Here is a 12,839-nt window from a genome sequence, read left to right on the forward strand (position 1 = left end):
TCAGCATCTGTCGGAGGCGGCGGGAGGAAGCACAGTTCTGAGGTTCTCGATGAAGGCGGCCACGGCCTCGTCGGCGTTGCCGCCGATCACCTCGTGTGCCGCCGCGCGGACCTCCGGGACGCCGTTGGCCATCGCCACGGCCCGATCGGCGACGGCGAACATCGGCAGGTCGTTCGGGCTGTCGCCGAAGCAGATCAGCGACGTCGCGCCGACCTCCTCGCGCACCTCGGCCAGGGCGGCCGCCTTGGTCGCCCGCTCCGAGGTCAGCTCCAGCCACCAGGTGCCCCGCACGTAGACGTCCTCGCTGTAGACCGTGTGGCAGATCGCCGCGTGGACCTCGAGGGCGGTACGGAGCGGCGCCAGCCGGGCCGGGTCGCCGAGCAGCGCGATGCTGATGACGGTGGCCGGGTCGATCTCGGCCCACGAGGTCAACGGGAGCAGCCGCGGGTCATCCCGCCGGGTCTGGAGGAACGGGGACATGGCCGGGGTGGCGAGATCGGCGAGGAAGCAGAGGCGGTCGCGGTCCTCACGCATGACGAACAGGACGGGCTGCAGATCGGGGTGGGCCGTGGTGTGCGCGAGCACGGTCTCGACGACCGCCGCGTCGAGCAGGCGGGGTGGCCGGGCCGCGCCGGTGCGGGGGTCGACGATCATCGCCCCGCCGTAGGTGATCACCGGCAGGGTCAGGTCGAGGGCCGCGGTCACCTGCCCGGCGGAGGCGAAGGATCGGGCGGTCGCGTACGTGAACAGCCCGCCGTCGGCCAGGAAGCGGTTGATCGTGTCCACGCTGCGGGCGCCCAGGGTGCCGTCGGGCCGCAGCAGCGTTCCGTCCAGGTCGGAGATCAACAGCTCGCTCACCGCTGCGGGCCTTCCGCCCGGACGCGCACCGTGACCGGGCAGCCGGGGTCGGCGCTGGCGAACTCCCCCGGGGCGATCCGTGGGAAGCCGGCGGCGGTGAGCCGATCGGCCTGGTCGGCGGCGCCGGCCTCGACGATCAGGTCGGAGCCGCTGACGGTGATCCGGGCCTCGGCGCCGAGGGCATGCTGGACGCGGGCGACCAGGCGCGCGGGCGGCACGGCACGGTCGCCGGAAGCGGCGCGGCCCAGGCGCAGGTTCTCCTCGAACGGGACCAGCCGGTCGCGCCACAGGGCGGCCAGGAAGGCGTCGAGCTCGTCGAGGGCGCTGTCGTTGGGGATCAGCACGTCGGCCACGGCGGCCCGCTCGGCGTCGCTCGCCTGGGCGGCGATGCGGGAACGGGCCTGGTCGGCCGGCATGCCGCGGGTCTCGGCCAGCCGGCGGACCCGGGTATCCAGGTCGGCGGCCACCACCAGGACCAGGTGGTACGAGGGCGCCTGGCCGGTCTCGACCAGCAGCGGGACGTCGTTGACCAGGATCGCGTCGGCGGGCGCGGCGGCGGCCAGCTCGTGCGCTCTGGCGCGTACCCGGGGATGAATGATCTTCTCGAGCCGGTGGCGGGCCTCGTCGTCGCCGAAGACCTTGGCCCCCAGCGCGGGGCGGTCGAGCTCGCCGCCGGGGCCGAGCACCCCGTCGCCGAACGCGGCCACCACCTCGGCCAAACCGTCGGTTCCGGCCGCGACCACCTCGCGGGCCAGCTTGTCGGAGTCGACGATGACCGCTCCCCGGCGGGCGAGCCGAGCCGCCACCGCGCTCTTGCCCGCACCGATCCCGCCGGTCAGACCCACCTTCAGCACGGGTCGAGTATTCCGGAAAGGCGAAGGCCCGCCCACGACCGGGGTCGCGGGCGGGCCTGCCTTACTACAGGGCGGAGTTAGTTCACTTGCCGCCGGCCAGCTTCTCGCGAAGCGCGGCGAGCGCCTCGTCGGTGGCCAGGGTGCCGGCCGGCTCCTCCGACGCGCGCGCCGGGGCCGGCGAGCTCGAGGAGGTCGCGCCGCCGCCGCCACCGGGGGTGGAGGAGGAAGCGCCGGGAATCACGGCCGGAGTCGGGTTGAGAGCAGCCTCGGCGTCGGCCTCGCGGGACGCCTGCACCTGCTTGGTGTGGGCCTCCCAGCGCTCGCGGGCGTCGGCGTACTGCTTCTCCCACGTCTCGCGCTGCTTGTCGAAGCCCTCGAGCCACTCGCCCGTCTCGGGGTCGAAGCCCTCCGGGTAGATGTAGTTGCCCTCGGTGTCGTAGGTGGCCGCCATGCCGTAGAGGGTGGGGTCGAAGTGCTCCTCGCCCTCCACGAAGTTCTCGTTCGCCTGCTTCAGCGAGAGCGAGATCCGGCGACGCTCGAGGTCGATGTCGATGACCTTGACCATGACGTCCGAACCGACCTGGACGACCTGCTCGGGCAGCTCGACGTGACGCTCGGCCAGCTCGGAGATGTGCACCAGGCCCTCGATGCCGTCGTCGACGCGGACGAACGCGCCGAACGGAACCAGCTTGGTGACCTTGCCCGGCACGATCTGGTTGATCGCGTGGGTCCGGGCGAACTGACGCCACGGGTCTTCCTGGGTCGCCTTCAGCGACAGCGAGACACGCTCGCGGTCGAGGTCGACGTCGAGCACCTCGACCTCGACCTCCTGGCCGACCTCGACGACCTCGGAGGGGTGGTCGATGTGCTTCCAGGAGAGCTCGGAGACGTGCACCAGGCCGTCAACACCGCCGAGGTCGACGAAGGCGCCGAAGTTGACGATGGAGGACACGACGCCCTTGCGGACCTGGCCCTTCTGGAGCTTGTTGAGGAACTCGGTGCGGACCTCGGACTGCGTCTGCTCGAGCCAGGCCCGGCGGGACAGGACCACGTTGTTGCGGTTCTTGTCCAGCTCGATGATCTTGGCTTCGAGCTCGCGGCCCACGTACGGCTGCAGGTCACGGACACGACGCATCTCGACCAGCGAGGCGGGGAGGAAGCCCCGGAGACCGATGTCGAGGATGAGGCCGCCCTTGACGACCTCGATGACGGAGCCGCGCACGACGCCGTCGTCCTCCTTGATCTTCTCGATGGTGCCCCAGGCGCGCTCGTACTGAGCGCGCTTCTTCGAGAGGATCAGGCGGCCTTCCTTGTCCTCCTTGGTGAGGACGAGGGCTTCGATGTGGTCACCGACCGACACCACTTCCGCGGGGTCCACGTCATGCTTGATCGACAACTCACGAGAGGGGATCACTCCCTCGGTCTTGTAGCCGATGTCGAGCAGGACCTCGTCCCGATCGACCTTGACGACGGTGCCTTCGACAATGTCGCCGTCGTTGAAGTACTTGATGGTCTCGTCGATGGCCGCGAGGAATGCTTCCTCCGAGCCGAGATCGTCGACGGTGACCTTGTTGGCGCTCGAGGTGGCCTCGATGCTGCTCGTCATGTGGACTGTTGCTCCGAACGGATGGTGTCGTGGTGTCTCTCGCGCCCCGCGGAACTGCCGGCGGGCACAGCACGAACATCCTTCAGTGATCATGACGGGCGGTCTGATCAAGACGACGTAGAACGGGCTGAAACCGACGACTTGCGGAACCTGCTCCCTGCCGAGGTACACGATCCGCGAGCGCATCGACTAGCTTACCGTGCGCATTACCACAGGTTGCAAGCCCTCCCGAGGACCCGGGCAGAAACTTCACCGAGACGCGAGGTTTGCCCCGGTTTGGGGCCGTCCCTGATGTGTCTAGGCTAGCGCAGTGATCGATAAGGTTACCCGTCGGCCCGTGTCGGATGCCGAGAGCCGGGTCGCGAGCCGCGGGTGGTGGGACGCCGACGCCGACGAATATCAGGACGAGCACGGCGCCTTCCTGGGCGACGTCGACCTCGTCTGGTGCCCCGAGGGGCTGCGTGAGGCCGAGGCGGGGCTGCTCGGTGACGTCCGCGGCCGCCGGGTGCTCGAGCTGGGGTGTGGCGCGGCGTCCGGCTCACGCTGGCTCCAGGGCGCCGGCGCCGAGGTGGTCGCCCTCGACCTCTCGGCGGGCATGTTGCGGCAGGCACGCGAGACCTCAGACCGTTCCGGGGTACGCGTACCGCTCGTCCAGGCCGACGCGCTGGCGCTGCCCTTCGCCGCGGGCAGCTTCGACATCGTGTTCACCGCCTTCGGCGCGGTCCCGTTCGTGGCCGACTCGGGCGCGGTGATGCGCGAGGTGGCCCGCGTGCTCCGGCCGGGCGGCCCCTGGGTCTTCTCGATCACCCACCCGATGCGCTGGGTCTTCCTCGACGAGCCGGACGAGCGCGGCCTGCTCGCGGTCAACTCGTATTTCGACCGCCGGCCGTACGTCGAGGAGGACGGGTCGGGCACGCCGACCTACGTCGAGCAGCACCGGACCCTCGGCGACCGGATCCGCGAGCTGGTGGCGGCCGGGTTCCGGATCCGGGACCTGGTCGAGCCGGAGTGGCCCGAGGGACACGAGCAGATCTGGGGCCAGTGGAGCCCGCTGCGCGGCCGGCTCTTCCCCGGCACCGCGATCTTCGTCTGCGACAACGGGTGAACGACCAGAAATGACCACGAAGACGGCGGACGAGACGCGGACCGAGTTCGGCGAGGCGGTCACCGTGACCGCCTCGCGGCTGGAGAAGTGGCTGAAAACCGACGAGTCACGCGAGGTCGGGCAGAAGGCCGGCGGCGCGCCGGCGCCGGTCAGACGGCCACGCCGACCGCGTCGGTCACGGCGATCAGACCGGCCATCAGGGCGATCGCCGCGGGCACCAGCCGGTAGTAGACCCAGGTGCCGCGGCGGTCGCTGTCGACCAGACCGGCCTCCCGCAACACCTTGAGGTGGTGCGAGATGGTCGGACCGGTCAGCGCGAACGACCCGGTGAGGTCGCAGACGCAGACCTCACCGCCGCCGGCCGACGCGATCATCGAGAGCAGCCGAAGGCGGACCGGGTCGCCGAGGGCCTTGAACATCGGCGCGAACGCGGTCGCCTGCTCGGCGTCGAGCGCACTCCGCGTGATCGGTTGCCACGCGGGCGTGTCTGTGCGTGACGTCGTGTCCATGGAAGAGCCTGGCATGTGGCACAGCTAAGCAAAGCCTCGCAAGTCCATTGTCTGCGCAGGTCGGAGCTGCTTGCTTCGAGGTTTGCCGAAATCCCTGCACCGGTTCACAGAGTTCACATCGATATGACGCTCAGTGGTCGGCGCCGTTCCAGTCGCGGCCCGCGCCGACCGACACCTCGAGCGGCACCGACAGCGGGTAGGCCGCGCCCATCTCGCGCCGGACCAGTTCCTCGAGCGGCTCCCGCTCCCCCGGCGCCACGTCGAAGACCAGCTCGTCGTGCACCTGGAGCAGCATCCGCGACCGCAGCCCGGACCCGCGCAGCGCCTCGTCGACCTTGAGCATCGCGACCTTGATGATGTCGGCCGCCGAGCCCTGGATCGGGGCGTTCAGCGCCATCCGCTCGGCCATCTCGCGCCGCTGGCGGTTGTCGCTGGTCAGGTCGGGCAGGTAACGCCGGCGGCCGAGGATGGTCGCGGTGTAGCCGTCCTGCACCGCCCGCTTCACCACGGCCTGGAGGTAGTCGCGGACCCCACCGAACCGGGTGAAGTATTCCTCCATCAGCCCGCGAGCCTCCTCGGTGGAGATGCTCAGCTGGTTGGAGAGGCCGAACGCGCTCAGACCGTACGCCAGGCCGTAGTTCATCGCCTTGATCTTGCGCCGCTGGTCGGGCACGACCTCTTCGACCGGGACGTGGAACACCGACGACGCGGTGATCGCGTGGAAGTCGAAGTCGGTGTTGAACGCCTCGATCAGCGCCTGGTCGCCGGACAGGTGGGCCATGATCCGCATCTCGATCTGGCTGTAGTCGGCGGTCATCAGCTGGTCGAAGCCGGCGCCGACGACGAACGCGCGGCGGATCCGCCGGCCCTCCTCGGTGCGGATCGGGATGTTCTGCAGGTTGGGGTCGGTCGACGAGAGCCGGCCGGTGGCGGCCACCGTCTGGTTGAACGTGGTGTGGATGCGCCCGTCGTCGGAGACCGACTTGAGCAGGCCGTCCACCGTGGACTTGAGCTTGGCCACGTCACGGTGGCGGAGCAGGTGGGCCAGCAGCGGGTCGCCGGTCTGGGCGAAGAGGCTCTGCAGCGCGTCGGCGTCGGTGGTGTAGCCCGACTTGATCCGCTTGGTCTTGGGCAGCCCGCGCTCGGTGAACAGGATCTCCTGGAGCTGCTTGGGTGAGCCGAGGTTGAACTCGCGGCCGACCACCTCGTGTGCGCCCTGCTGGGCCGACTTCACCTCGGCGGCGAAGTGGGCCTCGAGCTCGGAGAGGTACTCGGTGTCGGCCGCGATGCCGACGTGTTCCATCTCGCCGAGCACCACCGACAGCGGCTGTTCCACCTCCATCAGCAGGCGCTGTGAGGCGCCGTCGTCGCGGGACAGCTCCTCGGTCAGGGTGTCGGCCAGGTCGAGGGTGGCGCGGGCCCGGAGCATGACGTTCTGCTCGGCGACGTCCTCCTCCTGGTCGCCCAGCACGTCGAGGGTGAGCTGGCCGTCGTCGGGGGTGTCGACCCGCAGCTCGCGCTTGAGGTAGCGCAGGGCGAGATCGGTCAGGTCGTACGCCCGCTGGTCGGGCTTGGCCAGGTAGGCGGCCAGGGCGGTGTCGACGCGTACGCCGGCCAGCGCCCAGCCGTGGGCCCGGAACGCCAGCCTCGCGGGCTTGGCGTCGTGGATCACCTTGGGCCGCGCCGCGTCGGCCAGCCAGGCGGCCACCGCCTGCTCGTCGGCCTCGTCGAGCGCCGCCGGGTCGAACCAGGCGGCCGGGCCGTCGCCGGTGGCCACCGCGACGCCGGTCAGCTCGCCGCTGCCGCGCCCGAACGTGCCGGTGACGGCGACCCCGACCGGCGCCTCGCCGGCGTGCTCGCCCAGCCAGCCGGCCACCCCACCGGCGCGCAGCACGCTGCCGGACAGGTCGAACCCGGACTCGGCCTCGGGCTCGACCGCCTCGAGGTAGGAATACAACCGCTCGCGCAGCACCCGGAACTCGAGCGCGTCGAAGACCTGGTGCACCGCCTCGCGGTCCCAGCCGTGCCACTTGACGTCGTCGGGGCCGAGCGGCAGCTCGAGGTCGCAGACGAGCTTGTTGAGCTCGTAGTTGCGCATCACGTCGGCCAGGTGGGCGCGCAGGTTCTCGCCCGCCTTGCCCTTGATCTTGTCGGCGGCGGCGATGATGCCGTCCAGGCCGCCGTACTCGTTGATCCATTTCGCCGCGGTCTTGTCGCCGACGCCCGGCACACCGGTCAGGTTGTCGCTGGTCTCGCCGACCAGGGCGGCCTTGTCGCGGTAGCGATCGGGGCGGACGAAGTATTTCGCCTCGATCGCGTCGGGCGTCATCCGCCACACCTCGGAGACGCCGCGCACCGGGTAGAGGATCGTCGTATGCTCGCCGGCCAGCTGGAACGCGTCTCGGTCGCCGGTGGAGATGATGACCTCCATGCCGGCCTCGATCCCCTGCGTGGCGAGCGTGCCGATCACGTCGTCGGCCTCGTAGCCCGGCTTCTCCACCACCGGGATCCGCAACGCCTCGAGCACCTCCTTGATCAGGCTGACCTGACCCTGGAAGGGCTGCGGTGTCTCGGACCGGCCGGCCTTGTAGTCGGCGTACTTGTCGGTGCGGAAGGAATGCCGGGAGACGTCGAAGGCGACCACGATGTGGGTCGGCTGCTCGTCACGCAACATGTTGATCAACATCGACGTGAAGCCGAACACCGCGTTGGTCGGCTGCCCGGTCTGGGTGGAGAAGTTCTCGACCGGCAGCGCGAAGAACGCGCGATAGGCCAGCGAGTGGCCGTCGAGCAGGAGCAGGCGGTTCTTGGCTTCAGCGCTCACGGGTGACGACTCTAGTCGGGGGGTGTGACACAAACGCCGGGGGCGGCCACGCGAAACGCGGCCGCCCCCGGCGCCTGGTCTCAAATTCGCCCTGAGGTGATACGCCCCGAAAGCGAATTTGCGACCAGGCGGTACTAACGATCAGGCGACGCCGAGGTACGCCTCTTTGATCGAGGCGTCGTGCAGCAGTTCCTGACCGGTGCCCTGCTTGACGATCCGGCCGGTCTCCAGCACGTACGCCCGGTGGGCCCGGGACAGCGCCTGCTGGGCGTTCTGCTCGACCAGCAGCACCGTGGTGCCCTGCTGGTTGATCTCCGTGATGATGTCGAAGATCTGCTGGATGATCATCGGGGCGAGACCCATCGAGGGCTCGTCCAGCAGGAGCAGCCGCGGCCGCGCCATCAGCGCCCGGCCGACCGCGAGCATCTGCTGCTCGCCGCCGGACAGGGTGCCACCGGCCTGCTTGCGCCGCTCGGCCAACCGCGGGAACAGGGTGAGCACCCGGTCGAGGTCCTTCGCCACCTCGGCCGTGTCGCGCCGGGTGAAGGCGCCCATGTCGAGGTTCTCCAGGACCGACATGCCCGGGAAGATGCCCCGGCCCTCCGGCGACTGACAGATGCCCAGGGGCACCCGCAGGTCGGACCGCAGGTTGCTGATGTCCTTGCCGTCGAACCGGATCTTGCCCGACGCCAGCGGGTTCAGTCCGGAGATGGCACGCATCGTGGTGGTCTTGCCGGCGCCGTTCGCCCCGATCAGGGCGACGATCTCACCCTCGTCGACATGGATGGACATGCCGTGCAAGGCCTCGATCCGGCCGTACTTGACGACGATCTCGTCCAGCTCAAGAAGCATCTGCGGTCTCCCCCAGGTAAGCGGCGATGACCTTGGGGTTGTCCCGGACCTCGGCCGGGGTGCCCTCCGCGATCTTCTTGCCGAACTCCAGCACCACGATCCGGTCGGTCACGCCCATGACCAGCCGCATGTCATGCTCGATCAGCAACACGGTGTAACCCAGGTCGCGGATCCTGCGGATCAGCTGGAGCAGGGCCTCCTTCTCGGCCGGGTTGAAGCCGGCGGCCGGCTCGTCCAGGCAGAGCAGCTTCGGCTCGGTGGCCAGCGCCCGGGCGATCTCGAGGCGGCGCTGGTCGCCGTACGGCAGGTTGCGCGCCTCCTCGTTGGCCCGGTGCTCGATCCCGACGAAACGGAGCAGGTCGAGCGACTTCTTCTCGCCGGCTCGCTCCTCCAGGGTGTGCCGGGACAGCCCGAACGTCTTGGCGCCCCAGCGACGGACCTGCTGGGTGAACCGGATGACGCCGTTGTCCGAGTCGACCTGGGGCAGTTCGTCCGGCTTGACCCGCACGCGGTAGAGCCGGAACAACGCGCCGACGACGCTCGTCTTGTGTCGGGAGTCGGTACCGACCATGACGTTCTCGAGCGCGGTCATCTCGGGGAACAGCCGGATGTTCTGGAACGTCCGGGCCACACCCATGTGGTTGATCTCGTGCGGGCGGCGCCCGGTGATCCGCTGATCGTCGAACGTCACCTTGCCCGAGGTCGGCTTGTAGACGCCGGTCATGACGTTGAAGCAGGTCGTCTTGCCGGCGCCGTTCGGGCCGATCAGGCCGAGGATCTCGCCCCGGTGGATGCTGAAGCTCACCTCATTGAGAGCCACCACGCCGCCGAACTTCAACGTCACGTTGTCGACGTCGAGCAGCACCGTACGAGTCAGGTCAGACACCGGCGGGCACCTCCTCCTGTCGGTCCTTCAGCTCGCGCGCCCGCCGCCGGCTGGGAAGCAGGCCCTGCGGACGGATGAGCATGATGATGACGAGCGCCAGACCGAAGACCAGGAACCGCCACTCGGCGAAGTCCCGGAACCGCTCCGGCAGGTACGCCAGCATGAACGCGCCGATCGCAACGCCGCCCATGTTGCCCGCGCCGCCGACCACGACCATGGCGACGAACAGGATGGACAGCTGCGCGTTGAACTGGTTGGGCTCGATGAACCCGGCCCGGCTGGCGAACAGCAGACCGGACAGGCCACCGAGGGCCGCCCCGATCGCGAACGCCCACAGCTTGAACTTGAACGGGTAGACGCCCATCACCGCGGCCGCGTCCTCGTCCTCACGCACCGCCAGCCACGCCCGGCCGACCCGGCTGTTCTCCAGCCGGCGGACCAGGAACACGATCAGCAGTACGACGCTGAGCGCCAGCCAGTACCACGGCTTGGCGTCGAGCAGGCCGAACACGTTGTTGTCGGCGGACGGCGCGCCCTGCGGCCCGGGGATGGCCGCGACCCCGGCCGGGCCACCGGACCAGCTCACCGAATTGCGCACCACGCGCTGGATGATCTCGCCGAAGCCGAGCGTCACGATGGCCAGGTAGTCACCGCGCAGCCGCAGCGTCGGCCAGCCCAGCAGCACACCGGAGATCATCGCCAGGACCAGCGCGATGATGATGCACACGGCCCAGGCCATCGCCCATTCCTGGCTCAGTCCGAACCGCTCCTGGATCGCCTGGACGACCGGTGACTGCCGGGATCCGAACAGCGCGACGCTGTAGGCGCCGACCGCGTAGAACCCGACATATCCGAGGTCGAGCAGGCCGGCCAGCCCGATCACCACGTTCAGGCCCAGGGCGATCAGCACGTAGACCGCGCAGGTGAACAGCACACCGGCCCAGTTGTTGCCGTTCGCGATGTAGTCGGTCCGCAGCCAGGTCAGGCCGGGGATGCCGAGCAGCGGCAGGTAGTAGAGGAAGACGATGCCGGCCAGGTAACCGATCCAGCGCTGCCACTTGGGCAGCGCCCGCCACCGGTCGCCGATGCTGACGCGGGTCTTGCCCTGAGGCTTGTCCGCGTCCTTCTCAACCGTCTGTGTCATGCCCGGGCCCTCCCCAGCGACTCACCCAGCAGACCGGTCGGCCGGAACAGCAGCACCAGGACCAGTACGACGAACGCGGCGACGTCTTCCCAGTTGGACGAGGTCAGCGTAGCCGCCCAGACCTCGATCACGCCCAGGACCAGACCGCCGACCAGGGCGCCCCGGAGGTTGCCGATGCCGCCCAGCACGGCCGCCGTGAACGCCTTGAGGCCGAGCACGAAGCCGACGTTGAACCGGGTGTTGCCGTACCGGACCGCGTAGAGCAGCGCGGCGGCCCCCGCCAGAAGACCACCGAGCAGGAAGATCAGCATGATCACCCGGTCCTTGTTGACGCCCATCAGCGCCGCGGTGTCCGGGTTCTGCGCCACCGCGCGCACGCCACGGCCGTACCGCGTGCGGTTGATGAACACGTCGAGGCCGATCATCATCAGGATGGCCGCGATGATCGTGAGCAGCTGGGTGTTCGAGACCGACGTGTTGCCGATGCTGAACACGACCTTCTGCGGGACGATCGTCGGCATACCGACGACCAGGCGTCCCCGCCACACCCCGAAGGCCTCGGAGAGGACCAGGGAGAGGCCGATCGCGGTGATCAGGAACGCCAGGGGTGGTGCGTTCATGGACCGCAATCTCTTGTACGCGATGCGCTCGACCGCCACGGCGGTGGCGCCGGAGGCCAGGGCCCCGGCCACCAGACCAGCCGCCAGGAAGACCAGCATCATGCCGATCCCCGGGTTGTTGGTCGCGCCCAGAAGGGTCCAGGTGCCCACGACGGCGAAGGTGCCGACCATGAAGACCTCGGAGTGGGCGAAGTTGATCAGCTTCAGAACGCCGTAGACCAGCGTGTAGCCGAGCGCGACGAGGGCATAGATGGAGCCCTTCGCCAAGCCGTCCACCGTGTGCTGACCCAGGTGCCCGAAGAGTTCGTCGAAATTCACAAAAACTCCTTATGCACCAGATACGGCCGAGGGCGTAGGACACCCCCGGCCGCACCACGTACCGATGAATCAGCTGGTGAGCTTGATTTCCTGCTCGGGCTCGAAGTTCGTGCCCGAGATCTTGTAGGACCAGATGGCGACCTTGGACTTGTCCACGTCACCGGTCGGGTCGAACTTGATGTACTTCGAGACGCCCTGCTTGTCGTACGAGTCGACCCAGGCGAGCAGGTCGGCGCGGGTCTTCTTGCCGGCCTTGAAGCCGTCGAGGAAGACGTTGGCGCCGTCGAAGCCCTCAGCGCCGTACGAACCCGGAGCGATGTTGTACTCGGCCTGGTAGTCCTTGGCGAACGTGCCGCCGGCCTTGTCGGCCGGGAGACACGGGCAGGTGACCACGGCGTCGTTGGCGGCGTCGCCGGCGCCCTTCGGGAAGCCGGGGTCGTACAGGCCGTCGAAGCCGAGGAACTTCGCCGTGACGCCGGCCGCGCGGGCCTGCTTCAGCAGCGGAGCCGCCTCGTTGGTGTAGCCGCCGTACGCGATCAGGTCGGCCTTCGCGCTCTTGATCTTGGAGATCGTGGCGTCGAAGTTGGTCTGGTCGGTCTGGACCTTGTCCGAGCCGGCCACCGTGGCGCCCAGGCCCTTCTTGACCACGTCGATGATGCCGACGCCGTAGGTCTGACCGTCGTCGATCAGGAAGACCTTCTGGCTCTTGGAGACGTTCTTGATGTACTCGACCGCGGCGGCGCCCTGGGTGCCGTCGTTGCCGACCACGCGGTGGAACGACTTGTTGCCACCGGCGGTGAGCTCGGTGGCGGTTGCCGACGGGCTGACCATGACCATGCCCGCGGCCTCGTAGATGGGCATCGTGGCCTTCGACTCACCGGAGAAGTGACCGCCGATGACGCCGACGAACGACTGGTCCTGAGCGACCTGGTTCGCGATCGGGGTCGCCTGGTCGGCGTTACCCTGCGTGTCGAACTCCTGCATGGTGACCTTGCAGTTGGGGTTCGCGGTGTTGAACTGCTTCACCGCGAGCTTCGCCCCGTTGAGCGACGGGATGACGAGGCCCGCGTTCGGGCCGGTGAAGGCGCCGAAGATCGCGATCTTTCCACCGCAGTCGGCAGCCGTCGTGTCGCCGCCACTGCCGCCGGAGTCCTGACATCCGGCCGCCGCGAGCATGGCGGCGGCGAGCCCCACGGCACCGAGGGCTCGAACAAAATTACGCCTCAAGGCTTATGACCTTTCCTCTGATGCAGGGTGCGGCGG

General features: G+C 69.0%; 11 protein-coding genes and 1 pseudogene. 2 read left to right on the top strand and 10 right to left on the bottom strand.

Annotated features, from left to right (window positions below; all coding sequences use genetic code 11):
* From AB0O15_RS30445 to rpsA, 3 genes are all read right to left on the bottom strand, one after another.
* Positions 1-858: an HAD family hydrolase gene (locus tag AB0O15_RS30445; RefSeq protein ID WP_364325256.1), complete on the bottom strand. Its 858-nt coding sequence runs from the start codon at positions 856-858 to the stop codon at positions 1-3.
* Positions 855-1,712, bottom strand: coding sequence for a dephospho-CoA kinase (coaE, locus tag AB0O15_RS30450; RefSeq protein ID WP_364325259.1), 858 nt, complete (start codon positions 1,710-1,712; stop codon positions 855-857). Before coaE ends, AB0O15_RS30445 begins: the two co-directional genes overlap by 4 nt.
* Positions 1,713-1,794: 82 nt before the next feature.
* On the bottom strand, positions 1,795-3,318 hold the full coding sequence (rpsA, locus tag AB0O15_RS30455; protein ID WP_364325261.1) for a 30S ribosomal protein S1: 1,524 nt from the start codon (positions 3,316-3,318) through the stop codon (positions 1,795-1,797).
* Between the two features lie 310 nt (positions 3,319-3,628).
* Between rpsA and AB0O15_RS30460 the strand changes: the two genes are divergently transcribed.
* Together AB0O15_RS30460 and AB0O15_RS30465 are read left to right on the top strand one after the other, a co-directional pair.
* Positions 3,629-4,423 (top strand): class I SAM-dependent methyltransferase, encoded by a 795-nt coding sequence (locus AB0O15_RS30460; protein WP_364325264.1) that lies wholly within the window; start codon positions 3,629-3,631, stop codon positions 4,421-4,423.
* A gap of 10 nt (positions 4,424-4,433) precedes the next feature.
* Positions 4,434-4,544 (top strand): annotated as a pseudogene (locus AB0O15_RS30465) (DUF3140 domain-containing protein); the annotation flags it as partial.
* A 28-nt stretch (positions 4,545-4,572) separates the two neighbouring features.
* Here the strand turns inward: AB0O15_RS30465 and AB0O15_RS30470 are convergent.
* The 7 genes from AB0O15_RS30470 to AB0O15_RS30500 all read right to left on the bottom strand — a co-directional run bounded on the left by AB0O15_RS30470 (position 4,573) and on the right by AB0O15_RS30500 (position 12,803).
* A complete protein-coding gene (locus AB0O15_RS30470; protein WP_364325267.1) occupies positions 4,573-4,947 on the bottom strand; it encodes a metalloregulator ArsR/SmtB family transcription factor in 375 nt (124 codons plus the stop codon).
* A gap of 115 nt (positions 4,948-5,062) precedes the next feature.
* Entirely contained in the window at positions 5,063-7,756 is a 2,694-nt protein-coding gene (polA, locus tag AB0O15_RS30475; RefSeq protein WP_364325270.1) for a DNA polymerase I, read from the bottom strand.
* Positions 7,757-7,897: 141 nt separating this feature from the next.
* Positions 7,898-8,608 (bottom strand): ABC transporter ATP-binding protein, encoded by a 711-nt coding sequence (locus AB0O15_RS30480; RefSeq protein WP_364325273.1) that lies wholly within the window; start codon positions 8,606-8,608, stop codon positions 7,898-7,900.
* Entirely contained in the window at positions 8,598-9,494 is an 897-nt protein-coding gene (locus AB0O15_RS30485; protein WP_364325276.1) for an ABC transporter ATP-binding protein, read from the bottom strand. Before AB0O15_RS30485 ends, AB0O15_RS30480 begins: the two co-directional genes overlap by 11 nt.
* The gene (locus tag AB0O15_RS30490; RefSeq protein ID WP_364325279.1) at positions 9,487-10,638 is read right to left on the bottom strand and encodes a branched-chain amino acid ABC transporter permease; all 1,152 of its coding nucleotides are present in this window, start codon (positions 10,636-10,638) and stop codon (positions 9,487-9,489) included. Before AB0O15_RS30490 ends, AB0O15_RS30485 begins: the two co-directional genes overlap by 8 nt.
* Positions 10,635-11,576, bottom strand: coding sequence for a branched-chain amino acid ABC transporter permease (locus AB0O15_RS30495; RefSeq protein ID WP_364325282.1), 942 nt, complete (start codon positions 11,574-11,576; stop codon positions 10,635-10,637). Before AB0O15_RS30495 ends, AB0O15_RS30490 begins: the two co-directional genes overlap by 4 nt.
* 69 nt (positions 11,577-11,645) lie before the next feature.
* Positions 11,646-12,803, bottom strand: a complete 1,158-nt coding sequence (locus tag AB0O15_RS30500) for a branched-chain amino acid ABC transporter substrate-binding protein (RefSeq protein WP_364325285.1) — start codon at positions 12,801-12,803, stop codon at positions 11,646-11,648.
* Positions 12,804-12,839 lie beyond the last annotated feature (36 nt).

The sequence above is a fragment of the Actinoplanes sp. NPDC089786 genome, assembly GCF_040684855.1.
Classification (GTDB): Bacteria; Actinomycetota; Actinomycetes; order Mycobacteriales; family Micromonosporaceae; genus Actinoplanes.

What these genes read in the sequence shown, in the direction of transcription:
- rpsA (WP_364325261.1), bottom strand. Translation starts at nt 3,318, where the DNA reads ATGACGAGCAGCATCGAGGCCACCTCGAGCGCCAACAAGGTCACCGTC.
- AB0O15_RS30470 (WP_364325267.1), bottom strand. Translation starts at nt 4,947, where the DNA reads ATGCCAGGCTCTTCCATGGACACGACGTCACGCACAGACACGCCCGCG.
- AB0O15_RS30480 (WP_364325273.1), bottom strand. Translation starts at nt 8,608, where the DNA reads ATGCTTCTTGAGCTGGACGAGATCGTCGTCAAGTACGGCCGGATCGAG.
- AB0O15_RS30490 (WP_364325279.1), bottom strand. Translation starts at nt 10,638, where the DNA reads ATGACACAGACGGTTGAGAAGGACGCGGACAAGCCTCAGGGCAAGACC.